General features: G+C 37.2%; 24 protein-coding genes and 1 pseudogene. 13 read left to right on the top strand and 12 right to left on the bottom strand.

Annotation, left to right across the window (positions count from 1 at the left end; genetic code table 11):
• The first annotated feature begins 92 nt into the window (after positions 1–92).
• Positions 93–1,289, top strand: a complete 1,197-nt coding sequence (gene sbmA / locus ACK1JC_RS07835) for a peptide antibiotic transporter SbmA (RefSeq protein WP_409511302.1) — start codon at positions 93–95, stop codon at positions 1,287–1,289.
• Positions 1,290–1,339: 50 nt separating this feature from the next.
• On the opposite strand, the gene ACK1JC_RS07830 is transcribed toward sbmA, so the two are convergent.
• Together ACK1JC_RS07830 and ACK1JC_RS07825 are read right to left on the bottom strand one after the other, a co-directional pair.
• Entirely contained in the window at positions 1,340–1,861 is a 522-nt protein-coding gene (locus ACK1JC_RS07830; RefSeq protein WP_409511301.1) for a chromate transporter, read from the bottom strand.
• A 3-nt stretch (positions 1,862–1,864) separates the two neighbouring features.
• Entirely contained in the window at positions 1,865–2,476 is a 612-nt protein-coding gene (locus tag ACK1JC_RS07825; RefSeq protein ID WP_409511300.1) for a chromate transporter, read from the bottom strand.
• A 147-nt stretch (positions 2,477–2,623) separates the two neighbouring features.
• Between ACK1JC_RS07825 and ACK1JC_RS07820 the strand changes: the two genes are divergently transcribed.
• Positions 2,624–3,508: a LysR family transcriptional regulator gene (locus tag ACK1JC_RS07820; protein WP_409511299.1), complete on the top strand. Its 885-nt coding sequence runs from the start codon at positions 2,624–2,626 to the stop codon at positions 3,506–3,508.
• Positions 3,509–3,697: 189 nt separating this feature from the next.
• The gene (locus tag ACK1JC_RS07815; protein WP_409511298.1) at positions 3,698–4,699 is read left to right on the top strand and encodes a hypothetical protein; all 1,002 of its coding nucleotides are present in this window, start codon (positions 3,698–3,700) and stop codon (positions 4,697–4,699) included.
• A gap of 24 nt (positions 4,700–4,723) precedes the next feature.
• Here the strand turns inward: ACK1JC_RS07815 and yddG are convergent, their stop codons facing one another.
• Both yddG and ACK1JC_RS07805 read right to left on the bottom strand, forming a co-directional pair.
• Entirely contained in the window at positions 4,724–5,641 is a 918-nt protein-coding gene (yddG, locus tag ACK1JC_RS07810) for an aromatic amino acid DMT transporter YddG (RefSeq protein WP_409511297.1), read from the bottom strand.
• A gap of 158 nt (positions 5,642–5,799) precedes the next feature.
• Positions 5,800–6,594, bottom strand: a complete 795-nt coding sequence (locus tag ACK1JC_RS07805; RefSeq protein ID WP_409511296.1) for a DUF4850 domain-containing protein — start codon at positions 6,592–6,594, stop codon at positions 5,800–5,802.
• A gap of 157 nt (positions 6,595–6,751) precedes the next feature.
• Between ACK1JC_RS07805 and ACK1JC_RS07800 the strand changes: the two genes are divergently transcribed.
• A complete protein-coding gene (locus ACK1JC_RS07800; RefSeq protein WP_409511295.1) occupies positions 6,752–7,270 on the top strand; it encodes a hypothetical protein in 519 nt (172 codons plus the stop codon).
• A 43-nt stretch (positions 7,271–7,313) separates the two neighbouring features.
• The gene (locus ACK1JC_RS07795) at positions 7,314–7,493 is read left to right on the top strand and encodes an ATP-binding protein (protein WP_409511338.1); all 180 of its coding nucleotides are present in this window, start codon (positions 7,314–7,316) and stop codon (positions 7,491–7,493) included.
• Between the two features lie 118 nt (positions 7,494–7,611).
• On the opposite strand, the gene ACK1JC_RS07790 is transcribed toward ACK1JC_RS07795, so the two are convergent.
• The 4 genes from ACK1JC_RS07790 to gatC form a co-directional block, all read right to left on the bottom strand.
• Positions 7,612–8,274 (bottom strand): hypothetical protein, encoded by a 663-nt coding sequence (locus tag ACK1JC_RS07790; protein ID WP_409511294.1) that lies wholly within the window; start codon positions 8,272–8,274, stop codon positions 7,612–7,614.
• Between the two features lie 97 nt (positions 8,275–8,371).
• Positions 8,372–9,847, bottom strand: a complete 1,476-nt coding sequence (gene gatB, locus ACK1JC_RS07785; RefSeq protein ID WP_409511293.1) for an Asp-tRNA(Asn)/Glu-tRNA(Gln) amidotransferase subunit GatB — start codon at positions 9,845–9,847, stop codon at positions 8,372–8,374.
• Entirely contained in the window at positions 9,847–11,325 is a 1,479-nt protein-coding gene (gene gatA, locus ACK1JC_RS07780; RefSeq protein WP_409511292.1) for an Asp-tRNA(Asn)/Glu-tRNA(Gln) amidotransferase subunit GatA, read from the bottom strand. The genes gatB and gatA overlap by 1 nt, the downstream gene beginning before the upstream one ends.
• Before the next feature lie 49 nt (positions 11,326–11,374).
• The gene (gatC, locus tag ACK1JC_RS07775) at positions 11,375–11,689 is read right to left on the bottom strand and encodes an Asp-tRNA(Asn)/Glu-tRNA(Gln) amidotransferase subunit GatC (protein WP_409511291.1); all 315 of its coding nucleotides are present in this window, start codon (positions 11,687–11,689) and stop codon (positions 11,375–11,377) included.
• A gap of 133 nt (positions 11,690–11,822) precedes the next feature.
• On the opposite strand from gatC, the gene ACK1JC_RS07770 reads away from it, so the two are divergent.
• The 6 genes from ACK1JC_RS07770 to ACK1JC_RS07745 all read left to right on the top strand — a co-directional run bounded on the left by ACK1JC_RS07770 (position 11,823) and on the right by ACK1JC_RS07745 (position 16,578).
• Entirely contained in the window at positions 11,823–12,869 is a 1,047-nt protein-coding gene (locus ACK1JC_RS07770; RefSeq protein WP_409511290.1) for a rod shape-determining protein, read from the top strand.
• A 17-nt stretch (positions 12,870–12,886) separates the two neighbouring features.
• Positions 12,887–13,744 carry a rod shape-determining protein MreC gene (gene mreC, locus ACK1JC_RS07765; RefSeq protein WP_409511289.1) on the top strand — a complete coding sequence of 286 codons (858 nt, stop codon included), beginning with the start codon at positions 12,887–12,889 and terminating at the stop codon, positions 13,742–13,744.
• Positions 13,731–14,228, top strand: a complete 498-nt coding sequence (mreD, locus tag ACK1JC_RS07760; protein WP_409511288.1) for a rod shape-determining protein MreD — start codon at positions 13,731–13,733, stop codon at positions 14,226–14,228. Before mreC ends, mreD begins: the two co-directional genes overlap by 14 nt.
• The gene (locus tag ACK1JC_RS07755) at positions 14,216–14,782 is read left to right on the top strand and encodes a Maf family nucleotide pyrophosphatase (RefSeq protein ID WP_409511287.1); all 567 of its coding nucleotides are present in this window, start codon (positions 14,216–14,218) and stop codon (positions 14,780–14,782) included. The genes mreD and ACK1JC_RS07755 overlap by 13 nt, the downstream gene beginning before the upstream one ends.
• 38 nt (positions 14,783–14,820) lie before the next feature.
• Complete coding sequence (rng, locus tag ACK1JC_RS07750; RefSeq protein WP_409511286.1) at positions 14,821–16,275, top strand: ribonuclease G; 1,455 nt, start codon at positions 14,821–14,823, stop codon at positions 16,273–16,275.
• Between the two features lie 129 nt (positions 16,276–16,404).
• Complete coding sequence (locus ACK1JC_RS07745; protein ID WP_409511285.1) at positions 16,405–16,578, top strand: PA1571 family protein; 174 nt, start codon at positions 16,405–16,407, stop codon at positions 16,576–16,578.
• Between the two features lie 263 nt (positions 16,579–16,841).
• On the opposite strand, the pseudogene ACK1JC_RS07740 reads toward ACK1JC_RS07745, so the two are convergent.
• Positions 16,842–18,197, bottom strand: a pseudogene (locus ACK1JC_RS07740) (WS/DGAT/MGAT family O-acyltransferase); the annotation flags it as partial.
• 171 nt (positions 18,198–18,368) lie between these two features.
• On the bottom strand, positions 18,369–19,103 hold the full coding sequence (locus ACK1JC_RS07735) for a phosphoadenylyl-sulfate reductase (RefSeq protein WP_409511284.1): 735 nt from the start codon (positions 19,101–19,103) through the stop codon (positions 18,369–18,371).
• Between the two features lie 198 nt (positions 19,104–19,301).
• Here ACK1JC_RS07735 and thrH point away from each other — a divergent pair, with 198 nt between their 5' ends.
• Positions 19,302–19,919 (top strand): bifunctional phosphoserine phosphatase/homoserine phosphotransferase ThrH, encoded by a 618-nt coding sequence (thrH, locus tag ACK1JC_RS07730; protein WP_409511283.1) that lies wholly within the window; start codon positions 19,302–19,304, stop codon positions 19,917–19,919.
• Positions 19,920–19,983: 64 nt separating this feature from the next.
• Here thrH and ACK1JC_RS07725 read toward each other — a convergent pair whose 3' ends face one another.
• Positions 19,984–21,105 (bottom strand): OmpP1/FadL family transporter, encoded by a 1,122-nt coding sequence (locus tag ACK1JC_RS07725; RefSeq protein ID WP_409511282.1) that lies wholly within the window; start codon positions 21,103–21,105, stop codon positions 19,984–19,986.
• Between the two features lie 321 nt (positions 21,106–21,426).
• Entirely contained in the window at positions 21,427–22,896 is a 1,470-nt protein-coding gene (locus ACK1JC_RS07720) for a long-chain fatty acid transporter (protein ID WP_409511281.1), read from the bottom strand.
• A gap of 1,374 nt (positions 22,897–24,270) precedes the next feature.
• On the opposite strand from ACK1JC_RS07720, the gene ACK1JC_RS07715 reads away from it, so the two are divergent.
• Positions 24,271–25,035 (top strand): SDR family NAD(P)-dependent oxidoreductase, encoded by a 765-nt coding sequence (locus ACK1JC_RS07715; protein WP_409511280.1) that lies wholly within the window; start codon positions 24,271–24,273, stop codon positions 25,033–25,035.
• Positions 25,036–25,057 lie beyond the last annotated feature (22 nt).

The following is a 25,057-nucleotide window of genomic DNA, read 5'->3' as shown; positions in this document are numbered from 1 at the left end:
TAAATACAAAATTTTAAGCAAACTTAAGTTTTTAGGATTAGTATCAGATGCATAGCATAGCCAAAATAATATTTTAAGGAAAGCCAAGCTAAATGTTTAAGTCATTTTTTCCAAATCCAAAGTGGTTTTTTAGTTCATTTGTGTTGTGGTTTTTGATTAACCTTGCATTGTGGTATTCAGGTGGTAATTCATGGGGTACTTTTATTGGTTTTCCTACAAATTATGCAACAGATGAGTTACCTATTAGTGTTAGTCGTTTTTGGTCAGCACAGTTTATTTGGTTCTATTTATGGTTTTTCATTTCAACTGCAATTTTTGCTACCTTTTGGAAATTAAAATCAACAAATCCATGGCAAAGATGGTCAGTATGGGGCTCTGCATTTATTCTATTTAATATTTGGTTTAGTGTACAAGTCAGTGTTTCTATTAATGCTTGGTATGGTCCATTTTGGGACTTAATTCAGAAAATGTTAAGTAGTGGTGGTGGAGATATTCGGCAATTATATATGGGAACTTTGACATTTCTTTTAATTGCAATGGTTGCTGTCACTGTCGCTGTGATGAATTCATTTTTTGTTAGCCATTATATTTTCCGTTGGCGTACTGCAATGAATGAATATTATACGGAACATTGGGCACAATTACGTGTTATTGAAGGTGCTTCACAGCGTGTGCAGGAAGATACAATGCGCTTTGCCACAACATTGGAAGCACTTGGAGTGAGTTTTATTAAAGCAATTATGATTTTAATTGCTTTCTTACCCGTACTTATTCAATTATCCGAGCATGTACCTGTTTTGCCTATTATTGGTGAAGTAAAATATTCGTTGGTTTGGGCTGCTGTAGGATGGGCTGTTTTTGGTACAGCATTATTAATGGGTGTTGGGATTAAATTACCAGGTTTAGAATTTAATAATCAAAAAGTTGAAGCAGCATATCGTAAAGAATTGGTTTATGGTGAAGATTATGAAGAACGTGCACAACCACAGACATTAAAAGAATTATTTAGTAATGTACGTAAAAACTATTTCCGTTTGTATTTTCATTATGCATATTTTAATTTAGTCAGTACTTGGTATGCACAGCTTGATGTTTTATTTAGTTTAATTGTTTTATTTCCATCCATTGCAGCAGGAACTATGACCTTAGGTTTGCTTAATCAGATTGGTAATGTTTTTGATAAAGTTCGTGAATCTTTCCAATACTTAGTTAGCTCATGGAAGACTATTATTGAGCTACTCTCAATTTATAAGCGTTTAAAAGCTTTTGAAGCTGTTTTAAAAGATTAAATTGAGTCTATAAAAAGCCCGCAAATTGCGGGTTTTTTATTCAATATTATTTATAAAAATAACGCACCACTTCCTGCCCCTATCAGCATTAACCAAACAGGATGTACATTTTTAAATAAACTTAAGCAAGCGACAATAATAACAATCATGACCAGTAGAACATTCTGCGCCGATGTTCCTGCAATAATCCATGCACTGACTAAAACTAAACCGACTGTAATTGGCTTTAAAGCCTTTTCAAATTTGCCACGTAAAGGATGATCTTTAAAGTTATTCCAAAATTTGAGTGCAAAAATGGTAATGACTGAAGATGGTCCAAACTTTGCAAAAGAGGTCACGAATAAGCCCATAGGGCCTGCGACATGCCAACCCACTAAAGGTACAATCATCATGTTTGGTCCAGGAACGGCTTGTGCCATGGCAAACATTGAACTAAATTGTTCAGCTGTCATCCATTGATGTACTGTTACAACCTGATGTTGCATCTCAGGTAAAATGGCATTACCACCACCAAAGGCTAATAATGAAAGTTGAGTAAAAACAAGAGTAAGCGCAACGAGAACATAAAGCATATTTTACTCCTGATCTTCTTTAGCATTTTGGATATTTGTGTGTAGCATATTCTTTTGTTGAATCATCAGAACCATCATATTTACAGTCACTAAGATCAATAAAGTCAGTGCCAAAGGCAGTTTAAAGAGCAACATAAAAATGACTGTGAGCGCGATGGTAAAATAGGTCAGTTTTTTTTTCATAATTGGTTTAAGCATTTTTAAACCTGTTGCAAATAATAACCCTGCCGCTGCTGCAGCCAACCCCTCAATCATGTGTTGTACAGTTGGAATAGACTGAAACTGTGCATAAAGTTCATATAAGCTAATGACGATTAAAGTGGGGGCGAGCATTAATCCAAAAATGGCACTGATTGCGCCTTTGACTCCCTGAAAGTCATAACCAATTGCAACTGCCATATTGACAATATTACCACCAGGTAATATTTGGCAAACACCGAGTAAGTTTGTAAATTCCTCCGCATTGAGCCATTTTTGATCTTCAACAATTAAACGATGTGCTAAAGGGAGTACACCACCAAAGCCCATTAAGCCAAGTTTCATGAAGCCTGAGAATAAAGCTTTGCAATTGGGAATATCTTGTATGTGCTCCATTGGAATTGTTTCAGTATTCATGCTTCATCTCGCTATCTATGTTATTGCACAAATTAAAATGATCTGACTGATTAGAACTTGAGGAAAGTATGCGCTTGTTTAGATATATTTAAAAATGCTATTTTTGCTGTTATCCATATCAATAAAGTATGAATAAATGAGGTTGGAATGATAGAGATTCATAAACTGAATGCATTTGTTATTGTGGTTGAGGAAAGTAATATTTCTCGTGCAGCTGTTCGTTTAAATATGCAGCAACCGCCACTCACTCGCATGATCAAAAGTTTAGAAGATGAGTTAAATACAACATTACTCAAGCGATTACCACGTGGAGTTGAGGTTACAGAAGCAGGGAAAGCTTTATATCAAGAAGCAGTGACAATATTGGCACATGCGCAAGCCATTCCTAAACGTGTACAAAATATTGCGCAAGGCTTAGAAGGTCAGATGAATATTGGGTTTACGAATTCAGTCGGTTTGCATCCATTTTTGCCCGCATTATTACGTAATTTTCGTGATGCATTTTCTGCCGTTTCCATTCATTTAGAAGAAGATGGAAGCAATGCGCTTATTGACTCTATTCTCAATGAAAAAAATGACATTGTTTTTCTACGTAAACCTGCTCCGATTGGTTTGGGTTTAACGAGTTTACATGTTTTAGATGAGCCTTTAATTGTGGCTTTACCTAATAATCATCCACTCGCAATACAGCAAGAGAGCATTCACCTTTTAGATTTAGAGCCTTATGATTTTGTGTTATATAGACGTTTAGCAGGGCAGGATTTGTTTGATAATATTTTAGCGAGTTGTTATCAGGCAGGCTTTAGTCCAAATATTGTACAGGAGGCACCACGTTTAACATCAAGCTTAAATTTGATAGCCGCAGGTATTGGCTTATCGATTGTTCCTGAAGCCATTCGAGATTTTTGGAACAATCAAATTGTTTATAAGACTTTACAAGCAGATATACCCTGTATCGCACCAATTTATGCGGTGTATAAGCAAGATTTTAACCATATACGTTTAAGTCATATTTTAAGGTTATTGAAATAGCTGAAAGAAAAATGTTATTTGTTTTATGCTTTGGATTATAAATGTTTCAAGTTTGGCATTTATAGTGAAATTACAATATTAAGTCATATTTTATTTGGTAAAAATAAACAATAAAATCAATATTTTGACTCTATTTTTTTGTTTGATTTTCATATATTTTCAATATTTCAAAGTCATAGAGAATCAGATGTGAATTTAAAAGCACTTTTCCTGACAGGAAGTTTAGGTATTGCTTTACAGGGTTGTGCGAGCATGGGTGGTTTTAGCACAGATGCCTTTAAGAGCTATAGCTCACCACAACAGGTCATTGATCAGAAAAATCTGAATACTACCAATGGTACAGCAAAAGATTATGTTTATTACTGGGATCCAAAACAGGGTCAGCAGAATGTACAATCATTGACACCTAAATTGACTTTAGCGGCTTATTGTACAGCCAAAGGCGGTAAGCTTAAACAAGTACATAAAAGTTCGATGAAATTGATTAAAGATAAATGGTCACATAAATTATTGAGCACATACAGCAGTGTTCAGCAGGGTATTGGTGCATATCAATGCTTAGAAAATAATGGTTCTACGTGGTTGGTGTCGATTGAACCTGTTGCTGAAAAGAAACTGGCAAAAGACAGCGAAACCCGATTAGTTGCCTTGCAAACAAAGGTTTTATCTTTGGATGAAATCAATCAATTTTACGGCATGAAGAATGTGACGGAAAAAAATAATACGCAAAATCAGAAAAATGTGATTACGCAGAAAAAAGATGATAAAAAAACACTAGAGAAAAAACAGGACAAAAAGACAGAAGAGAAAAAAATAGAGGAGAAGAAATTAGATGATAAAAAAGTAATCAATCAACAGACTATTACGCCATCTGTAAAAGTTACGGTTTCGCCACAAACACAACAAATGCAATTATATGCTGCTGCACGTAAAGATTTAGGTCGTGGGCAGAATCAAATTAATGCCTGTAATAATGCGGAACTCGCGTATGGTTATGGGCGATTAAGAGGAAATACAGGTGTTAATGCATACGCAGAATCAGGCATGCTCGTTGCACGTTGTTTAACGAGTATTCCTGCTTATAGTCGCAGATTCAATAATGCAGATGATCGTGCAAAGAAAATTTTACAAAATTTGGCAAGTAGCTATAACCATGCAGGTGCAAAACAAATGCTTAAACAGTTGAAGTAATGTGCCTTTTTTAAAGATTTATTTTTAAGCTACGGGAAATATACGTTCTTTGATTTGTTGCCAATTGGTCGATACCCAACAAATTAAAGAGCCACCTGTCACCAACAATACGCCATGCCAAAATTCGATAGGTAAACTTGTTTGTAAAATAGTCATAGAAATAAGTGTTGAAAAAATGGGGCTGAAATACGACAAAGCCACCAAAATGGCAATATTACCTTGAATAATCCCGATATTCCAAGCAGCGTAACCGAGTGCTGTGACGACTGAAAGCAACAGCATATAAATGAGAATATCTGGTTCAATGCTCGGAAATTCAGGAACACCATGTAAAAGCAACATTTTTGCCCACAGCACGATAGTGATCACTAAGAAAAACAGTGCAATTGGGTTATGCCCCTGACTGTATTTACGGGTAATAACACAATATAGTGACCATAACAATGCACCTGCAAAGGCTAAAAGATAACTCACAGGATTTTGTTGAATATTACTAAAAATCGTTGTCCAACTGAAATGACCATTGCCTGTTTGAATCAGCACAATTCCGCCTAAACTGACCGCTAAACCGATAATTACAAAAGGATTGAATTTGACTTCTTTAAATAAAATAAGTGCAATGATGGTCATACTTGGCCATAAATAATTGACCAAACTAATTTCAATGGCTTGCTGTGCAGATTGTGCTAAAGCAATGGCATAAGAAAAACATAGCTCATACACCACAAACAAAAGCGTGGCAAAGATCAGATAAGGTTTCGGAATCAGCTTTAAATTGGGGATTCGGAATATCAACAACAAAATGACAGCACTGAAGCTATACATACAAGTAACTGCCAAATCAGCACCTATACTAAAACTGATTTTTTTTAGTAAACCTACAATTGCAGACCATTGTAAAATGGCGCTAAAGCCAATCAGCGTTGCCAAAGTTTTGGACATGATGTACTCAGATGAAAAGGGATGAAATCAGCCAAGATTTCAAATGAATTATACAACCAAGCCTTTGCATGTGACAGCATAGAGATGAGTGATTTAGGTGTAAGTATTATGAAAAAAAGCCATACAAAATAGGATTGAAAAAAATATTAAATATGAGATTAATGCGTTGCATTGTAAAAATTTAAAATAGGGGTAGCTAAGTGTTGATTTTGTTGTTCTAAGGTCAGGTGAATGTTTACAAAATTGAAATCACCATCATCTATATACTTGGCAACACCATGCGTTTTCCCACTGATATTGGGAATTTGATAACTAAAAAATGCAGTCGTTTTTAATGGATAAACCAATGTTAACTTTTTATTGCGATCTTGCACGCCACCATATTCATATTCCAAGCTTTGTTTGAGTAATTGTGGAAAATACAGACTTGCATTTGGGTAACCACAACCTGCACATACCGATGAATTATACAATGTAATCGCCTCTTTTTGATTTGGGCTCATGATCAGTGCTGAACCTGTACCATTTGCCCCTGCTCCCGCAGAAATATCTGTCCAATGGCGTGGAATAAGTACATAACCAATGCTCGGTAATTCGATCAGTTTAAGTTGTGTCGCATCTTGTGCTTTGAGTGTGAAATTAAAATTACAGGTTTTTTTCGTACATGGTTCACTGTCTTTGAGTAATCCATCATCCATCGGGTTTTGTACCGTTACACCATAGGCAGGAATTTTGATGCCATGTGAAAATGTTGCATCGCCCAATGAATAGAAACGGTTAGATTTTTTACGTTCAATTGCATTCTCTGAAAATTGTGGGAACTGCGGGTTAAATGTTTTGATCTCTGCAAAAATCTGTGTACTGAATAATGTTGCTGACAGTGTAAATAGTGTGCTTAGACCTAACTTGGCTAAAGATGAATTGACGAAAGCTAAGCGTGAGAGGTCAATCATTATTGTTCTTCTGAAAAATAGTGTGATTCAAAAATAGCATGATCTGTACGAATGCTGTATTTGAAAAGTGAATGATGAAGACTTTTTTACAGAGTTATAACAGCGCTAAAATTGCGATGTGATACAACTAAGCTGATTTTTATTTGGAGCTTTGCCCATGTCGGCTTTTGTATCTATGCGTTTTAAATTTTCTCGTTTGGCATCATCCGTGTTGATGGTTGCAGGTGTGTTGGGTACGACTCAATTTGCTAATGCAGGGCAGGCAGTCAATCAGCTCAGTGAATGTTTGGTGAAATCGACCACCGCAGCAGATAAAACCACAGTGTTACAATGGACATTTACTGCATTGGCACAGCATCCTGAATTGAAAGCTTTTAGCAATGTAACGCCTGAGCAAAAAACGGCTTTAGATAAAAATTTAGCGCAGACTTTACAGCGAATTTTAACGGAACAGTGTTCTACACAAGCACAAGCAGTGATTAAGGCAGAAGGTTTGCAAGCTGTTGGTGAGAGTTTTCAGGAGCTAGGGAGTATTACAGGTGAAGAAATTTTGAAAACTCCTGAGATTAAACAGCAGTTAAATGGTGTGGTGAAATATATCGATTTAAATAAGTTGGTGGTGACTTTTTTAACACCTGATCTTTGGAATAAATTAGGTGTGGTGAGAGGGGAGTGATCCCTCTTGTTTGAGTTACAGAATATTAAGCTAAAGCAGGTGTATTGATACAAATACGCTTATAGGTAAACAGCATTTGGCGCATCTGCTTGATCGGTTTTATCAGGTGGATGGCATTCGTCATAAAAAAGCGCAAACGGGTGGTTTAGGTTTGTCGATTGTTCAGTCCATTGTGAAGTTGCATGGTGGTTGGGTAGAGGTTGAGAATAAGAGAAGGGTGTAGTTTTTAAGGTGGTTATTACCAGTAAATGGATCACATCATATTGAAAAAAGCATAGGAATTTAAAATGAGAAAATTATTATAAGTTTCTCATTTCTATATATTTAAACCCGATCTATTCCTAATAGTTTTCCTTAATATAATCTATTTCAGAAGATGTATTTTTAACAGCAATTGATATAATTAAAAAAGATGAAAGTTCTTTTTGAATATAAAGAACGGAATCTAAAAACTCTAATCCTAATTCTATAACGTCAGTCCCAGAAACTTTATTATCAAGTGCGAGCACTTCCGAGGTGTATTGTAATTGTCCAAATATTCTTTCAAGTTGATTCTGATTATTTTTATTTAAATTAGAAATATTTTTTAATGCTCGTTTTGTGAAAATCAACGACGGATATAAAGTATTAAAATTTTCTTTTAAAATATCTATCGAGTTGTATCCCTGTGCTGTTGTAGTAGTTAAATTTATATTGATCATTTTATCATCTAACTGTTGGTTTGCTTCTTCAGTTAAAGCCATCCAATCGTTAGCACCACATTTTTTACATGTATAGCCATGTTTAGCAAGCCATTCGACAATTTCATCACCGTATTTTATGACTAATGCAGGGCCACCTACTACAAGTGCAATACATATTGGCATTGCGAACCCAGTTCCTGCGAATAGGAATGAAACCCATGCCCAAAAACCAAATCCTGCCACTGCACCACCAAGTAGAGTAACAATTAATTCTTTGTTTAGCGTTTCTGAGTGACTACAAGAACGACAACGTATTTTCATGTTTTTCAACTATTTTAACGTATTGAGTTAGGTATTAATAAGAAACCCCACATTTGTGAGGTTTTTATAACATGAAATCAAATAATTAGCGAATAAATCAACCAAGCAATTTTTTCATCAATTCATTTACTTGAGCAGGGTTGGCTTTTCCTTTAGACGCTTTCATCACTTGACCAACAAGACCATTAAAGGCTTTTTCTTTACCTGCTTTAAACTCTTCAACCATCTTCTCGTTGGCAGCAAGAACTTCCTTAATAATTGCTTCAATCGCACCTGTATCAGTTTCCTGTTTCAAGCCTTTTTCCGCAATAATTTCGTCCGCAGTTTTGCCTTCATCCCACATAAAGCCGAACACTTGCTTCGCAATCTTACCGCTAATCGTGTTATCAACAATACGAGCAATCATACCGCCCAATTTTTCACTCGATACAGGAGAGTCTTGGAGTTCTAGGCTCGCTTTGTTTAAAGCACCAGAGAATTCACCCATCACCCAGTTTGCAGACACTTTACCTTGCGCAGCACCGCCAGCAGCTTTCACCACATCTTCATAAAACTCAGAAAGCTCACGAGTCAAAGTTAAAACGTGAGCGTCGTACTCAGTCACGCCAAAGTCAGCGATAAAACGAGCACGACGAGCTTTCGGTAACTCAGGCAACTCAGCACGCGCTGCTTCAATTTGCGCATCAGCAATGATTACAGGCAACAAGTCAGGATCAGGGAAATAACGGTAATCGTTCGCTTCCTCTTTCGAGCGCATTGAACGAGTTTCCATCTTCACAGGATCAAATAAACGGGTTTCTTGGTCGATCTTACCGCCATCTTCCAAAATATCCATTTGACGTTCAATTTCAACATTGATCGCTTGCTCAATGAAACGGAACGAGTTGAGGTTTTTCAACTCACAACGTGTACCGAACTCATCACCCGGTTGACGCAAAGACACGTTACAGTCACAACGGAATGAACCTTCCGCCATGTTACCGTCAGAAATACCTAACCAACGCACTAATGTGTGAATAGACTTGATATAAGCAACCGCTTCTTCAACCGAACGCATATCAGGCTCAGAAACAATTTCAAGAAGCGGTGTGCCTGCACGGTTTAAATCGATGCCTGACATGCCTTCAAATTGGTCATGAACCGATTTACCTGCATCTTCCTCAAGGTGCGCACGTGTCACGCCAATACGTTTTACAGTGCCATCTTCAAGTTGAATATCGATATGACCCAAACCAACAATGGGATTGTCCATTTGACTGATTTGGTAGCCTTTTGGCGAATCAGGGTAGAAATAGTTTTTACGTGCAAATATAGAAGCTTGGTCAATGTAAGCATCAATGCCTAAACCAAATCGAATCGCAAGATCAACCACTTCTTTGTTTAAAACAGGAAGTGCGCCTGGCATTGCCAAATCGACAAGGCTCGCTTGTGTATTTGGGTCTTGACCAAATTCTGTTGAAGAACCTGAGAAAATTTTAGAATTTGTTGCAAGTTGCGTATGGATTTCGATACCAATAACGACTTCCCAACCATGAATCAATAAAGATTTAGGTTTCTTTTGAGCTTGAGCCATTATGCATTCTCCTCAGCAATTGCCGCACGTTTCGTATGCCAATCCGTTGCTTGTTGATATTGATGTACCACAGACAACAATTGAGACTCTGACCAATAATTACCAATCAACTGTAAGCCCACAGGCAAGTTGTTATGGTCAAAACCAACAGGTGCGTTGATCGCAGGAAGACCTGCTAAGTTCACAGCAAGAGTGTAAATGTCGCCCAAATACATTTCAGTCGGGCTTAAATTTGCACCGATTTTGTACGCTGTAGTTGGCGAAGATGGTGCTGCAATCACATCAACAGATTCAAAGGCTTTTAAGAAATCTTGTTGGATTAAACGACGTACTTTTTGTGCTTTCACATAGTACGCATCGTAATAACCAGCAGAAAGTGCATACGTACCAATGAGGATACGTTGCTGAACTTCTTTACCAAAACCTTCCGAACGTGAACGCTTGTACAAATCAGTCAAATCGACAGGATTTTCACAACGGTAGCCATAACGCACACCGTCATAACGCTGTAGGTTTGAAGATGCTTCAGCAGGGGCAATTAGGTAATACGTTGGAACATAGCTTTCAGTCATGTTGAGGTCAATCTCAACCAATGTTGCGCCCATCTCTTCCAATTTTCTCAGAGATTCTTCAACACGTGCTTTAACGTCAGCATCTAAACCTGCAACATTGAAGTATTGCTTAGGAATACCAATGCGTAAGCCTTTAACCGATGTAGCGTTTAAGTTTGTCACATAGTTGTCGACGTCTTTTTCAACTGAAGTTGAATCTTTTGCATCGTGACCTGCCATAACATTCATCAAATAAGCACAGTCCTCTGCTGAACGTGCCATTGGACCACCCTGATCCAATGATGATGCATAAGCAATCATACCAAAGCGAGAAACACGACCATACGTCGGTTTTAAGCCTGTAAGACCACAAAAAGATGCAGGTTGACGAATCGAACCACCTGTATCTGTACCTGTTGCAAATGGTGCAAGATCAGCGGCTACAGCTGCCGCAGAACCACCTGAAGAGCCACCTGGAACATGAGATAAATTCCATGGATTAGCCGTTGCGCCATAGAATGAATTTTCAGAGGTCGAACCCATTGCGAATTCGTCCATATTCACTTTACCCAAAGTGACTAGACCAGCAACTTTGCCTTTAGCAACGACAGTTGCATCATAAGGAGAGATAAAATTATCTAAGATTTTGGAACCCGCAGTGGTTTTAATGCCTTGCGTACAAAAAATATCTTTGTGGGCAATTGGCACACCTGTTAAAACAGGAGCATTACCTGCTTTAAGCACTACATCAGCAGCATCAGCTTGTGCCAAAGCTTGCTCAGCAGTTACGGTAATATAAGAATGAACTTGTGTGTCAATATGAGCAATACGGTTTAAATAGTGCTGCGTTAATTCGCGTGACGAAAATTGAGCTGAGTTTAAGCCCTCAGTCATTTCACGAATCGATAAACGATGTAAATCAGTCATGGGTACAATTCTTTACGTTAATTTTTAAAAAGGTTAAACCGATTAAATATTATTCAATCACGCGAGGGACGAGGTAGTAACCATCCTGAATAGCAGGAGCTACTGCCTGATATGTATCACGCTGATTATTTTCAGACACGCGGTCTGCACGAAGTGGTTGAGGATTATCAAATGGGCTTTTCAATGGCTCAACACCATCAGTATCAATACCTTTTAAGCTTTCCATCATCCCCAAAATCTTGTTTAAACTTTGAGCATATTCAGCAGATTGCGCCTCATTTAGCTCCAGTCGAGCCAGATTGGCGATAGCTGAAACAGTTTGTGCATTTAACTCGGCAGATTGCTGTGCATCTGAAGTTGACATGTTTCTCACCTGATCAGTATTAAAAAAATTCAAAATATAGTGCTTTATAATAAGCGATTGACTTGTCCAAAGCATCACATTTAGTTAAAGTTGCCATCTTGCGTCCATATAAAGTTTAAACTGAGAACGACCTGTGATTCTAAAACGACTAATTGGCTTGTTTTCGCCAGATCTTGCCATTGATTTAGGTACTGCAAATACACTTATTTATGCACCAGGAAGGGGCATTATATTAAATGAACCAACAGTTGTGGCGATTCGTCACAGTGGTTCGCAGAAAATTGTTGCAGCCGTAGGTCTAGACGCTAAGCAAATGCTTGGTCGTACACCTGCAAATATTTCTGCAATCCGTCCAATGAAGGATGGTGTGATTGCAGATTTCGAAGTCACTGAAACTATGTTAAATCAATTTATTAGTAAAGTGCATGAAAAACGCTTATTTCCACCTGCACCACGTGTTGTGGTTTGTGTACCATGCAAATCAACACTTGTTGAACGCCGTGCGATTCGAGAAGCGGTATTTAATGCGGGTGCACGAGATGTTCGCCTGATTGAAGAGCCAATGGCTGCTGCAATTGGTGCAGGCATGCCTGTAGAACAAGCATGTGGTTCAATGGTGGTAGATGTTGGTGGTGGTACAACTGAAATTGCGATTATTTCATTGCAGGGTTGTGTCTATGCGGACTCGCTTCGTATTGGTGGTGATGTATTTGATGAGCAAATTATCAATTATGTGCGTAAAGCGCATGGTTGTGTAATTGGCGAGACAACTGCTGAAAACATTAAAAAAGAAGTGGGTATGGCTTTACCTGAAGTGGGTGCAAAACCGCTTGAGATTGAAGTTCGTGGTCGTAACCTTGCAGAAGGTGTACCACGTGCGATTACTGTCACCTCTGATGAAATTTCACAAGCAATTTCTGATCCATTACAAAGTATTGTTTCTGCAGTAAAATCTGCATTAGAACAAACACCACCTGAGTTATCTTCAGATATCGCAGAGCGTGGTATTGTATTGACAGGTGGTGGTGCATTGCTTCGTAACCTCGACAAATTGCTTTCACAAGAAACAGGGTTACCTGTTGTGGTTGCAGAAGAGCCGTTGACTTGTGTAACACGTGGTGGTGGTAAAGTTCTCGAGTTCTTCGATAATCCAAACCACGATATGCTTTTTGTAGGCTAATAAGCTAAGGACGGGCGGTGCAACCGAATCTCTTTTCAAGACAACCGCCATCTTTTCGCTCCTTCATTCTTGCAGTGATCACATGCTTTGTGGTGCTTTTTATTGATTGGCGCTTTTCAAGCGTTGTGAAACCTGCAAGAGAAGTTTTGTATGCGGCATATAATCCAATTTATGCCCTTGCAAGCTACCCGGTGTTGTCGAAAGAATGGCTGAATCAGCAAACCAAGTCTGAAGCACAGTTGCGTCGTGAAAATACGGCAATGCAGGCTGAGCTCCTTCAGGCACAGGTGCGCTTGCAAAAACTTTCTGAACTCTCAGCAGAAAATACCCGTTTACGTGGTCTCCTCAATACACCATTGATTATTGATGGTCGTATGGAAATTGCAGAGGTGATTGGAACAGATGCTGATCCATTACGCCATATCATTATTATTAACCGTGGTTCGAGTAGTCAATTACGAGTCGGTCAGACCGTACTTGATGATCAAGGGATCATGGGGCAAATTATTAATGTTTACCCTCACAGTAGTCGAGTGATGTTGCTGTCGGATAAAGAACATTCATTGTCAGTTCGTTTAGAAAGTTCGGGTATGCGTGCAATTGTCACGGGTACGGGTGATTTAGGGCGATTGAAGATGGAATATGTACCGACAAGTGCCAATATTAAAGTCGGTGATAAGGTCTATAGCTCAGGTCTAGGACAGCATTTTCCTGCAGGTTATTTAGTAGGGACTGTATCTAAAGTGATGCGCCATAATACGGGTGAGTTTGCACAAATTGATGTTAAACCAGCAGCGCAACTCGCGGGTGGTCATCATGTCGTGGTGTTGTTTTCAGATTCTTTAGCGATGGAGCAGCCAAATGTTGATCGCTAAGAGATTGCCTCAAGAAAAGAAGAATCGCGATCCTTTGTTTGTGATCGTGATTTCAGTTGTGATTGCCTCTATTCTAACGGTTTATCCATTGTCTTATGCCGTTGCAGGATGGCGTCCTGCATTTATGGTACTAATCACTTTATTTTGGGTGCTCTGTCAACCAACATGGTGTGGGGTATGGTTTTCCTTTACGATGGGGTTATTTACCGACTTATTACTTGGAGCGCCACTTGGCATAAACGCACTGAGTTTTGTTATTATTTGTTTTTTCTCTCGTTATTTTATAAGAGAAAGACGTGTACTGACTTTTAGTAATTTATGGATTATTGCAACTTTAGCCTTGCTAGCATACTTGGTAATTTTATTGTTTGTGCAAGCAATAATGGGTGTACATTTTTCAATTGCACGACATTGGCAACCGCTGTTAGGTAGTCTTTTATTTTGGCCAATTCAGTACTATTTGTTAAAGAAATGGCGAATTTAATATTAGCATCGAGTTCACCTCGACGTAGAGAGTTATTACAGCAATTGGGATTGGTTTTTGATATCCATAGCCCAGATATTGACGAATCTGTGTTGCCGAATGAACAAGCTGATCAATATGTGCAAAGGCTTGCTCAGTCAAAGGCGAGAGCAGTTTTATCACAATATGTAGATGCTTGTGTTATTGCCGCCGATACGACACTCATGATTGATGGTATCATCATTGGAAAACCTGAATCTAAGCAACATGCTTTTGATATTTGGTCATTGTTATCTGGGCGTAAACATCAAGTTTTGACTGGCGTTTGTGTAGCAAATGCTCACCAGAAACATCAAATTGTCGTGCGTACATTGGTTGAATTTCAAAAATTAAGTCTCAGCGATATGGAAGATTACTGGGCAACAGGTGAACCGATTGGCAAAGCCGGTGGATATGCAATCCAAGGTATTGCAGCACAATATATTCCTCGTATAGAGGGCAGTTATAGCAACGTCGTTGGTCTGCCTTTATATGAGACGATGCAGTTATTTCGGGCGGTTAACACGCAGCATTAATTGCCTCAAAAAAATTTGATAATGTTTTGAGTTTTGTTATGTCTGACGAATTACTGATTAATGTCACACCTATGGAATGTCGTGTGGCTTTAATTCAAAATGGGACGGTCAATGAGTTATTTGTTGAACGTGCTGCCAAACGTGGTCTTGTAGGCAATGTCTATAAGGGGAAGGTTGTGCGTGTGCTTCCAGGCATGCAAGCGGCTTTTGTCGATATTGGTTTATCTCGAACTGCTTTTTTACACATCAATGATATGGTGTGGCCAAAAAACCAACCAACACCAAATGTTTTCGAACTTCTGCAACCAGGTCAAATTTTGACGGTTCAGGTCATGAAAGACATGTTAGGAACGAAAGGGGCTCGTTTAAGTACAGACCTTTCTATTCCTTCGCGTTATTTGGTACTCATGCCTTTTGGTCATCATATAGGTGTTTCACAGCGAATTGAGTCAGAAGTTGAACGTGACCGCTTACGTTCGATGATTGAACGGATTCAAACACAGCATAAATTACCTGGCTCTGTGATTGTGCGTACTGCAGCAGAAGGAATTGAAGAAGAAGCAATTGCTCAAGATATGGCATACCTTGCGAAACTTTGGGAATATATCCAAAGTAGACAGAGAAGCGTGGTTGTACCTTCACTCATTTTTGAAGAATTGCCACTGCCACAGCGCGTAATTCGTGATCTTGCCAATGATGAAACCGCAAAAATTTTAGTCGATTCTCGTGAAATTCATAGTAAATTAAAAGAATTTGTCGATGTTTTTGTACCCAATATGAAGGAACGTTTAAGTCATTATCCTGGCGAGCGTCCTATTTTTGATTTATATAATGTCGAAGAAGATATTCAAAAAGCATTACAAACACGAGTTGCGTTGAAGTCAGGTGGTTATCTGATGATTGACCAAACCGAAGCCATGACCACGATTGATGTGAACACGGGTTCATATGTGGGGGGAAGAACACTTGAAGATACGGTGTTCAAAACCAACATGGAAGCAACGCTCGTCATTGCACGTCAACTGCGTCTGCGTAATTTAGGTGGAATCATTATTATTGATTTCATTGATATGCAGGAAGCTGTTCATCGTGATGAAGTCATGTGCCAGTTTGAAAAAATGCTTGAGCGTGATCATGCAAAGACTAAAATTACCCAAGTTTCAGAGTTGGGCTTGGTTGAAATGACCCGTAAGCGTACACGAGAATCATTGGAACACTTATTATGTGAATCTTGCCCGACTTGTCAGGGGCGTGGTTTTGTTAAAACGGCAGAATCGATTTGTTATGAAATATTTCGTGAGATTTTACGTTATACGCGTGCTTATGAGTCGCAAAGTGGCTTCACCGTTGTTGCTCATCCTTCCGTGATCGATCGTTTATTGACTGCGGAAGCAACAGCAGTGGCTGATTTAGAACATTTTATTCAGCGTGTGATTAAGTTCCAAGTCGAAAATTTATATACTCAAGAGCAGTACGATATCATTTTAAGTTGAAATTGTAACAGGATATCGTTAAACACTTGTTACATCTGAAATTTTACATTCGTTGCTGATTTTACAATACTAATAACATCTAGGTAGCCAAAGACAAAAGTAAAATTGTCTGAGCAAGTGAGGTCAAAAATGAATGTAACAGAAAAAATGATAACGCGCGGTTTGCAGCATGTCCTTGAAAATCAAGCAAAGAATACATGTGTGATGTTAGATGATAAAGGACGAGAAGTGCATATCACTAAAGATATGGTTGTTTCAGTGTGTCATCAATTATTAAAACAATGTCGTAGCGTGAAAAATTAAGGGGCTCATTTAAAGCCCCTTAATTTTTTGATCTAAAATTTATAAAATAAGTTCATATTTAAAAAATAAAAAATCTAAATTGGTTTAGTTTGTTCAATTTCAGTCTTATTCAAAGTTGCATTTTCTTCCATATCGTTTTTTGCTGAAACTTGCTTTTTCGGCAACTCAATTTCAGCAGATTTTTTAGGAATAGATGCTTTCTTAACAGATTCAGATTTTACTTTTTCAGTTGCAGGAACATTAATAATTTTAGCTTGTATAGGTTGAGTGACTTGAATCAATTGTTCAAAACGTTGAATTTCTTGTTCTAGGTGTGTGAGTAAAGTTTGCATTTTAGGCAATGTTTTACGGCAGCCTGTTAGTCCGACTTCTAGTTTATCCATATAACTTGTCATTGTGATGTTAAGTGCTTGTCCATCTAGAACAATAGATGCAGGATATATGGCATCTAATTTTGCACCATTCCAATATAACGGTTCGCGTGGTCCTGGAACATTAGAAATAATCACGTTAAAAGCTTGGCGTTTTGGCATTAAGCCTGAAGCAATATTTAAACCTGCGGCACCATATATAAATGCACTATAATTTAAGATTTGATTAGAACTCATGCGTTTAAAGCGTGTTTTGGAGTTTTGTACACTACGTTTGATAATTTCTAGGCGTTCAAGTGGTTCTTCTTTATGAGTACCTAAGTTGGCTAAGATCATGGTAATTCGATTACTCATATCTGAGTCATCATCACGTAATGATGCAGGAACCATCGCAATTAAGGGTTTTTTAGGTAGGGCATCTTGAGTGATCAAATAATCACGTAATGCACCTGAGCAAACAGCAAGAACAACATCATTAATGGTTACACCAAGTGCTTGGGAAATCGCTCTAAAGCGACCCAAATCAAAAGACTGTGCCGCAAAACGTCGTGATGAACTTACACGCTGATTAAATAAACTGCTTGGTGCCTGAAAACTTGAAACATAATCTGGATTTTTGCCCATTTCTGTAAAGACAGTTTTAAATAATTCTTGGGTCACAGTAGGTGCAACTTCAAGCTGTCCTTTAATGGTGGACAGAATATTTTTAATTTTACCTAATCGCGTTTGTTTTAAGCGTTTTGCACGTTTACCTTCAATACACCAAGGTGGAACGATCGTTTTTGAGTTTAGATCTTTAGAAAAGGATTTCTCTAATAAGCGCATGCCTGCTACACCATCAATCATGGCATGATGTATTTTGAAATACATAGCAAAGCGGTTGCCTTCTATGCCTTCAATAATATGACAGGTCCACAGGGGTTTTGCTCGGTCAATGAGTGAACTATGTTCTTGAGAAATATAGATAAGCAATTCACGAATACGACCAGGATGTGGTAACGCAATATGACGGAAATGATGGTCTATATCAAATTCTTCATCTTCATCCCAAAAAAAACCATTGAGGCGGTTATTGAAGGGTGGAACAGGGATACTTTTCGAGTTTCGAATATCTGCAACAAGGTCTTGAATAAAAGTCGACGGTGCATGTTCAGGAATCTGAAATAAAAATAGACCACCCACATGCATGGGTTGTTGGCGTTTTTCTAAGTTTAGAAAGATGAAATCGATCGGGTGTAATGGGCGCATGGTTTTTTGGTTGCCTCACTGCAAATACAACAGCCGCTCTTGTCTGAGTGCTGGATTTTTAGAATTATCAAATCAGTTTTTGAGTATAGAGCTTTTTTTACGAGATATCTAAATTTTTTTGAAATGCTGCGTCACAATGAAAAGCCACTACAAAATGAGTGGCTTTTATTATTATTTCTTTAGATTTCCTGCGTGTAAACCACATTCTTTGTGTGTTGCTTCTTCCCACCACCAACGACCTTCACGCTCATGTTGATTCGGTAAAACAGCACGTGTACAAGGTTCGCAACCAATTGAAATAAAGCCTCGTTCATGTAATGAATTATAAGGAATCTCCATCATACGGATGTAGTTCCATACATCAGCACTAGTCCAATTAGCAAGTGGATTGTATTTAATGAGTTGCTTATTTGGACCTGAAAATCCTACATCTGCTTGAACCACAGGAATTTCATTACGTGTTCCTGGACTTTGATCTTTACGTTGACCTGTAATCCAACCATCGAGTGTTGCTAATTTTTTACGTAAGGGTTGGACTTTTCGAATGCCACAGCATTGTTGATGACCATCCTCAAAAAAGCTAAATAAGCCTTTTTCTTTGACAAAATTTTGCACGGCTTCCGTTTCTGGATAGCAAATTTCAATATCAATTTTATAATGCTTACGCACAGTTTCAATAAATTGATAAGTTTCAGGATGTAGACGACCTGTATCTAAGCTAAATACACGGAAAGGTTTACCCAAATTTGCAGCCATATCAATTAAGACCACATCTTCAGCACCTGAAAATGAGATTGCTACATCACCTGATTGGCTAAGTGCAAGTTTTAAAATGTCCATTGGGGACTGATCTAGATATTCAGCAGCAAGTGCATCAACTAGATCAATAGTAGGGATTGTTGTCATATCTGTCCTGGCTATAGGCTTGGAACTATGAAACCTATATTAAATAATTTTATAACTATTTTACTAGAATTCATAAGTTTGACTTATCACTAAAAATTAATTAGTTATGAAAAAAATGGAATTAATAAAGAGCGAGGAAATGTTGTAAACATAAGCTATGATAGTTTGAATTTTATTAATAAAACAGAGGAATGATTCATGGAAGTCGTATGTCTAGATCTTGAAGGCGTTTTAGTGCCAGAAATTTGGATCAATTTTGCAAAAAAAACAGGAATTAAAGAGCTAGAAGCAACAACGCGTGATATTCCAGACTACGATGTTTTAATGACTCAGCGTTTAAATATTCTCAAACAGCATGGTTTGGGTTTAAACGATATTCAAGCCGTGATTGCGGATATGGGACCATTTGAAGGTGCAAAAGAATTTGTAGAGTGGGTGAGTACACATTTTCAATTGATTATTTTATCCGATACTTTTTATGAGTTCGCACATCCACTCATGAAACAATTGGGTTGGCCAACCATTTTCTGTCATAAACTTGAAACCGATGAAAATGGTGTGATTACTGCTTATAAACTTCGCCAACCTGATCAGAAACGCAAAGCAGTACAAGCATTACATGGTTTGAATTTCCGTGTGATTGCGGCAGGTGACTCTTATAATGACACCACAATGCTTGGTGAAGCAGATGCTAGTTTCTTATTTGATGCACCAGATAATGTGATTGCAGAATTTCCTCAATTCCCACCTATTCATGGTTATGCAGCATTAAAAGAAGCAATTCGTAATGCATCGAACCGAGATATTCCAGCTTAATATTTTGATTAAAGTAAAAAAGGCACATTACGTGCCTTTTTTACTTTGCTTGCATCGTTTAGTTTTAGAAACGATAACCGAATTTTAAAGTATAGGCTAAAGCTGTATTGTCGTTAAACTCACCAACAACTGTACCACCAGTTTGTGCTTTTGCATCGCCTAACCACATGTAGCGGGCACCTGCTTGTACAAAATAGTTTTCTGCTGGGCTAAATTGACCGCCTAAGCCGATGCCCCAATAGCCTTCTGTTGGACCAAGTGTAGTGACTGGGTTGCCTGCACCTGTATCATAGCTGATAAGTGCTGAGCCTGACCATTTGTCATTAAATTTATGACCTAGACCAACATTTGCAGACCATTGGTCATCAGAGTAATCGATAAGATTAAAACCAGATTTAGCTTTTAAAGCTGTTGGCGTAACAGCGAATTGATCCCAATGTACCCAGCGAATATTGGCAAAAGCAAGTGTATTTTTTGCAATGCCTGTTTGTAGATCAATATTTACCGATTGAGGTGTGGTAGCTTGTAAAGTCGATGTTGGTACTTTTAAAAGTCCTAAACCAAAAGATTCATGTGCTGTTGCATTATGTTCAATTTCAGAACGATAAGTGATAGCAGCCTTTAATGCGATTTCAGGAATTTGATACGCCGCACCTGCGAGCCAACCCCAAGCTTCTTCTTTATCGACTTTAATATTATAACCTGAGTTTTTATAAGCCATACCACGTAAAGCAATGTCAGCTTCTACTGTTTGCCAAACAGGACCTGCATAAAAATTCCAGTTTTTAGTTGGTTGGTAACCGATTAAACCTGTTAGATTTTCAGTTCTGACCTCAACTTTTGTGCCCTGTCCATTTTGTGAGAAAACTGGATTTTCTAAACCGTATTGTGCATCAGCGCCATAAGGTTGGTCATAAATTAAGCCTAGAGAAATTTTATCAGTCGCTTGAACTTTAATTGCTGCTGATGGGAAGTAGTAATCATCTGCCATGTCATTTACATTTTGTTGATTAATCGCTTGACCTTTTACGTCAGGATCAATAACTGTAATTGCAGCTTCTGCATAATTACCTGGCTGTAAAAATGCTTGGATAGATTGCCCTGAACGATCTAGACCAGCAGCAAATACGGAAGTTGTCGGTAGTAAACCTAATAGAATAGCTGTGTGAAGCTTAGTCAATTGCATGATGCATTTCCCTGATATGACTTACTTTTTTAAAACAGGGAGGGAAGTTAACACAATTTTACAATCTGTAAATGCTTGATGCTGTTTAGAATTTGAACTCAGGATGTATAAAAAAAGCTTGAATAGAGTAAATAGCCTATAAATATGTTTGTATATTAATAACTTGTCATAATTAAATTAGAGTAATTATTTTAATTTTAAAAGTTATTTGTTTTCATTCAATTGGTTGATTTTAAAACACAGTCAAAAATAAAAATGAGAATAATAAAAAAGACCATGATAAATCATGGTCTTTTTAGACTTTATACGAAGTGTATAGAATTAGAATCTATAACCAAGTTTCAAGCCATAAGCGAGCGCATTGTTGTCTTTGAACTCAGCAACGTAATCACTACCACCTGCTTGAGCACCAGTTTGAGCTTTAGCATCGCCTAACCAGAAGTATTTAACGCCACCTGAAATGAATGTTGCAGGAGTAGGGCTATACTGAACACCAAGACCTACGTTCCAATAACCTTCTGTTGGACCTAAAGTCGAAACAGGATTACCTGCACCAGAATCCCAACCTACAGAAACGTTACCTGCCCAATGATCATTTACTTTACGGCCTACACCAGCAGTGACAGAGTATTGATCATCTGAATATTCAACAAGGTTAAAGCCATTTGGACGACCCACTAAGCCACCAATTGCTTCTGAAACCTTACCAAATTTGTATGGTTGAATAGAGAAGTCTTTCCAATTTACCCAACGTAAGTTTGCAAATGCAACAGTATTAGCCATGATTCCTGTTTGGAAATCGACATTTACAGATTGTGGTGTAGTGATTTTAGTTTCACCAGTAGATTTCATTGCTGCAATTTGTGCTGGAGTAACACCTAAGCCACCTAATACAGCAGGATTTGCATCTAGTGCTTTTTCAACAGTTAAATTTTCTACTGCATCTACATCATGATCAATTTCAGAGCGATACGTGACAGATGCTTTTAAGGCAATTTCAGGAAGTTGAAATGCTGCACCTGCTAACCAACCAACGCCACCTGTTTCTTTAATTTTAGCGTCATAACCGTTATATAAGCTGTACGCTGTACCACGAAGGCTTACATTTCCTTTGATCGTTTGGTAAACACCGCCACCATAGAAGTTAAAGTTTTTTGTTGGTTGGAAGCCAAAAATCATTGAAAGATTTTGGGTATCAACTTCAACTGCGGTACTACCTGAACCAAGATTAGCATTTGCATCAGCTAGCCCTTTACTAAGTGCAACAAGTGGCTCACTTGCTTTTGCTAAAACAGCTTGAGTAGCGGCTTGTTGTGACATACCTTGCTGCATTAAGCCGCCAATCGCTTGTTTGGCTGCATCAGATTGCATATAAGCTGTAACTTTAGCAACACCAGCCGCTGCTAGAGCGTCAAGCTGTGTTTTAGGTAAAATTGTATCTACACCAGGATTTGAAACGAATGCATTATTACCTTTGTATGCCGCATCTGCTCCAAAAGGTTGATCGTAAAGAAGACCAAATGAAAATTTATCTGTAACTTGTAGTTTTACTGCTGCTGAAGGGAAGTAGTAATCATCCCCCATGTCACTAATATCACGACGTGTAGGTGATGTACCTGCTTCTTGACCCTCAACAGTTGGATCTAAAATTGAAATACCTGCTTCAAAATAGTTGTCTGGTTGTAAGAAAGCAGAAATAGATTGACCTGAACGATCTAATGCTGCAGCAAAAACACCAGTTGTCGGAATAGTTGTTGCAAGAAGAGCCAATGTTAATGTTTTTAATTTCATTCTAATCTTTCCCTAAATGTATAAAATGAATAATTTGAAGCACTTGTTTGTATATTTGAAATAACACACGCTTTACATAATCCAATACGTAATTTACTTCTGTTTACAAAATATCATATAAAAAATAAGAGTAAATACTCTAGAGCAAGGTTTAGTAAAAAAAATGTAAACTGAAGCGTTTATTTTTAGTACTGAATATTCACCGATTTTGCGGACACTCTTTAGTTAAAGTTAATAGTTGTGTTGTAATTGCTATAACAGCAATTTTATTTTTTTAAATATTTTCTTTAAATTTATGACTATCCTAAATTTTTTTGTTTAGAAATAATAAATAGTTTGACTCCATTTAATATTGCTTCCATATTTTTTAGATAGAGAAGTATTAAAGGTTGGAATACTAATATGCGCTACATGATCAGTTTCTTAGAATGGAGAAAAATCATGAATATAAGTAAATCTTAAAATACCTTTTGCTTGAATCTAAACGGCTTTAGGTGTTCCTGATGTATGTAAATAGAATATGAGTTCGATGATTTATTTCAAGTTGAACTAATTTGATATTGTTTTGTTGGTGTTGGTTTAAATTACGTATTTTAATAGTATTTGGTTCATTTAACGATCTTTATCTGAGTCTTGTGTAATCAAAATTTAAAATCAATTTTATTAAGCATTTTCAAAGCGTAAATTAAGTTAGTTTTTATTAAGTTTCATCTACATCTAAAATTGCTAATTGAACGATATTTTCAATGAATGGTTCAATGAGTATTACAAGACGTTTTTTTGTTTTTATGTTCAATAATTTTAAGTAATGTGCGTGTTTATGTGTTCTTAATAATAGGTCTTGGTAAATTATTTTATGAAAACCTAGATTTATTGCTTTTTTACTTGAGTTTTATAACGATATTGTTTAAGTTGGAGGCATTGTAATATATTATTTTATATATAAAAAATATAACTTTATCTATCCATTATTCATAATTTTGCAATATTTTTTTTGGTTTTTTTGAAAAAAGATATATTGTATATTTTTAATGCAAATATAAAAAATTGTAGAAAATAAAAATGAATTTTATTTAATGTATATTTTCGTTTTTTCTAAATTATACTATGCTAATGGTTAATCTATATTGTTTTGAATGAGTTGCTGTTTTATTATTTCCTGAAGATTTTTTATTTTTGGATGTTGTATTGATTTTATTGTTTTAGATAAATATTTTGAGCTGTTTACTTTGTATTAAATGTTTTAGTGAAAAATAAAATAATTTTAATTAAATAAAAATACTAATTACATTATTTAATGTTGTCATAATATGATAAGTATTAAAACATAATTCCATTAAAATAATTTTTAGAATAGTGATGGATTGAGTATATATGGATTTTAATAAAAAATTTAAAGATCAAGTTGCACTTATTACAGGTGCGGGAAGTGGTCTAGGTTCGGCTTTAGCTTTTGCACTAGGCAAACAAGGTGCGAAGCTCATTTTAGGTGACGTAAATCAAATAGCACTTCAAAAAGTGGTTGCTGATCTGACAGCGTTAGATATTCAAGTTGCTTTTAATGTATGTGATGTGAGTCAAAATACAGATCAAGTTGCGCTTGTACAATTAGCATTAGATACATGGGGGCGATTGGATATTGCAGTGAATAATGCAGGTATTTGTCCCCCGATGCGTTCTTTTCATGAAATTTCAGAAGCTGATTTTGACTTTGCCATGAATGTAAATACCAAAGGTGTATTTTTAGGGATGAAACATCAACTTTCAGCGATGATTAAGTCTGAGTTATCAGGTGTAATTTTAAATGTGTCGTCTGTTGCGGGATTGGGTGCAGCACCGAAATTGGCATCTTATTCAGCATCTAAGCATGCTGTGATTGGACTAACGAAAACGGCTGCTGTGGAGTATGCTAAAAAGAATATTCGAATCAATGCAATTTGCCCATTTTATACGCAAACCCCCTTAGTTACTGAAAGTCAGCTATTTGATAAAATTGAATTTTTAAATAACTCTTCGCCAATGAAACGCTTGGCAACGTCAGATGAAATTATCGATGTGATGTTAATGCTATGTTCACCCCAAAATACCTATATGACAGGGCAGGCAATTGCGGTAGATGGAGGCGTGACAGCACTTTAAGAGAGACATTTTTATTGTATCG

The sequence above is a fragment of the Acinetobacter sp. TY2 genome, from assembly GCF_046269225.1.
GTDB lineage: Bacteria > Pseudomonadota > Gammaproteobacteria > Pseudomonadales > Moraxellaceae > Acinetobacter.
This window is presented reverse-complemented; position numbering and strand designations above follow the sequence as displayed.

What these genes read in the sequence shown, in the direction of transcription:
- ACK1JC_RS07735 (WP_409511284.1), bottom strand. Translation starts at nt 19,103, where the DNA reads ATGACAACAATCCCTACTATTGATCTAGTTGATGCACTTGCTGCTGAA.
- ACK1JC_RS07800 (WP_409511295.1), top strand. Translation starts at nt 6,752, where the DNA reads ATGTCGGCTTTTGTATCTATGCGTTTTAAATTTTCTCGTTTGGCATCA.
- ACK1JC_RS07725 (WP_409511282.1), bottom strand. Translation starts at nt 21,105, where the DNA reads ATGCAATTGACTAAGCTTCACACAGCTATTCTATTAGGTTTACTACCG.
- yddG (WP_409511297.1), bottom strand. Translation starts at nt 5,641, where the DNA reads ATGTCCAAAACTTTGGCAACGCTGATTGGCTTTAGCGCCATTTTACAA.
- gatB (WP_409511293.1), bottom strand. Translation starts at nt 9,847, where the DNA reads ATGGCTCAAGCTCAAAAGAAACCTAAATCTTTATTGATTCATGGTTGG.
- mreD (WP_409511288.1), top strand. Translation starts at nt 13,731, where the DNA reads ATGTTGATCGCTAAGAGATTGCCTCAAGAAAAGAAGAATCGCGATCCT.
- ACK1JC_RS07745 (WP_409511285.1), top strand. Translation starts at nt 16,405, where the DNA reads ATGAATGTAACAGAAAAAATGATAACGCGCGGTTTGCAGCATGTCCTT.
- rng (WP_409511286.1), top strand. Translation starts at nt 14,821, where the DNA reads ATGTCTGACGAATTACTGATTAATGTCACACCTATGGAATGTCGTGTG.
- ACK1JC_RS07825 (WP_409511300.1), bottom strand. Translation starts at nt 2,476, where the DNA reads ATGAATACTGAAACAATTCCAATGGAGCACATACAAGATATTCCCAAT.
- ACK1JC_RS07830 (WP_409511301.1), bottom strand. Translation starts at nt 1,861, where the DNA reads ATGCTTTATGTTCTCGTTGCGCTTACTCTTGTTTTTACTCAACTTTCA.
- ACK1JC_RS07790 (WP_409511294.1), bottom strand. Translation starts at nt 8,274, where the DNA reads ATGAAAATACGTTGTCGTTCTTGTAGTCACTCAGAAACGCTAAACAAA.
- ACK1JC_RS07720 (WP_409511281.1), bottom strand. Translation starts at nt 22,896, where the DNA reads ATGAAATTAAAAACATTAACATTGGCTCTTCTTGCAACAACTATTCCG.
- ACK1JC_RS07755 (WP_409511287.1), top strand. Translation starts at nt 14,216, where the DNA reads ATGGCGAATTTAATATTAGCATCGAGTTCACCTCGACGTAGAGAGTTA.
- sbmA (WP_409511302.1), top strand. Translation starts at nt 93, where the DNA reads ATGTTTAAGTCATTTTTTCCAAATCCAAAGTGGTTTTTTAGTTCATTT.
- ACK1JC_RS07805 (WP_409511296.1), bottom strand. Translation starts at nt 6,594, where the DNA reads ATGATTGACCTCTCACGCTTAGCTTTCGTCAATTCATCTTTAGCCAAG.
- ACK1JC_RS07820 (WP_409511299.1), top strand. Translation starts at nt 2,624, where the DNA reads ATGATAGAGATTCATAAACTGAATGCATTTGTTATTGTGGTTGAGGAA.
- gatA (WP_409511292.1), bottom strand. Translation starts at nt 11,325, where the DNA reads ATGACTGATTTACATCGTTTATCGATTCGTGAAATGACTGAGGGCTTA.
- thrH (WP_409511283.1), top strand. Translation starts at nt 19,302, where the DNA reads ATGGAAGTCGTATGTCTAGATCTTGAAGGCGTTTTAGTGCCAGAAATT.
- ACK1JC_RS07715 (WP_409511280.1), top strand. Translation starts at nt 24,271, where the DNA reads ATGGATTTTAATAAAAAATTTAAAGATCAAGTTGCACTTATTACAGGT.
- gatC (WP_409511291.1), bottom strand. Translation starts at nt 11,689, where the DNA reads ATGTCAACTTCAGATGCACAGCAATCTGCCGAGTTAAATGCACAAACT.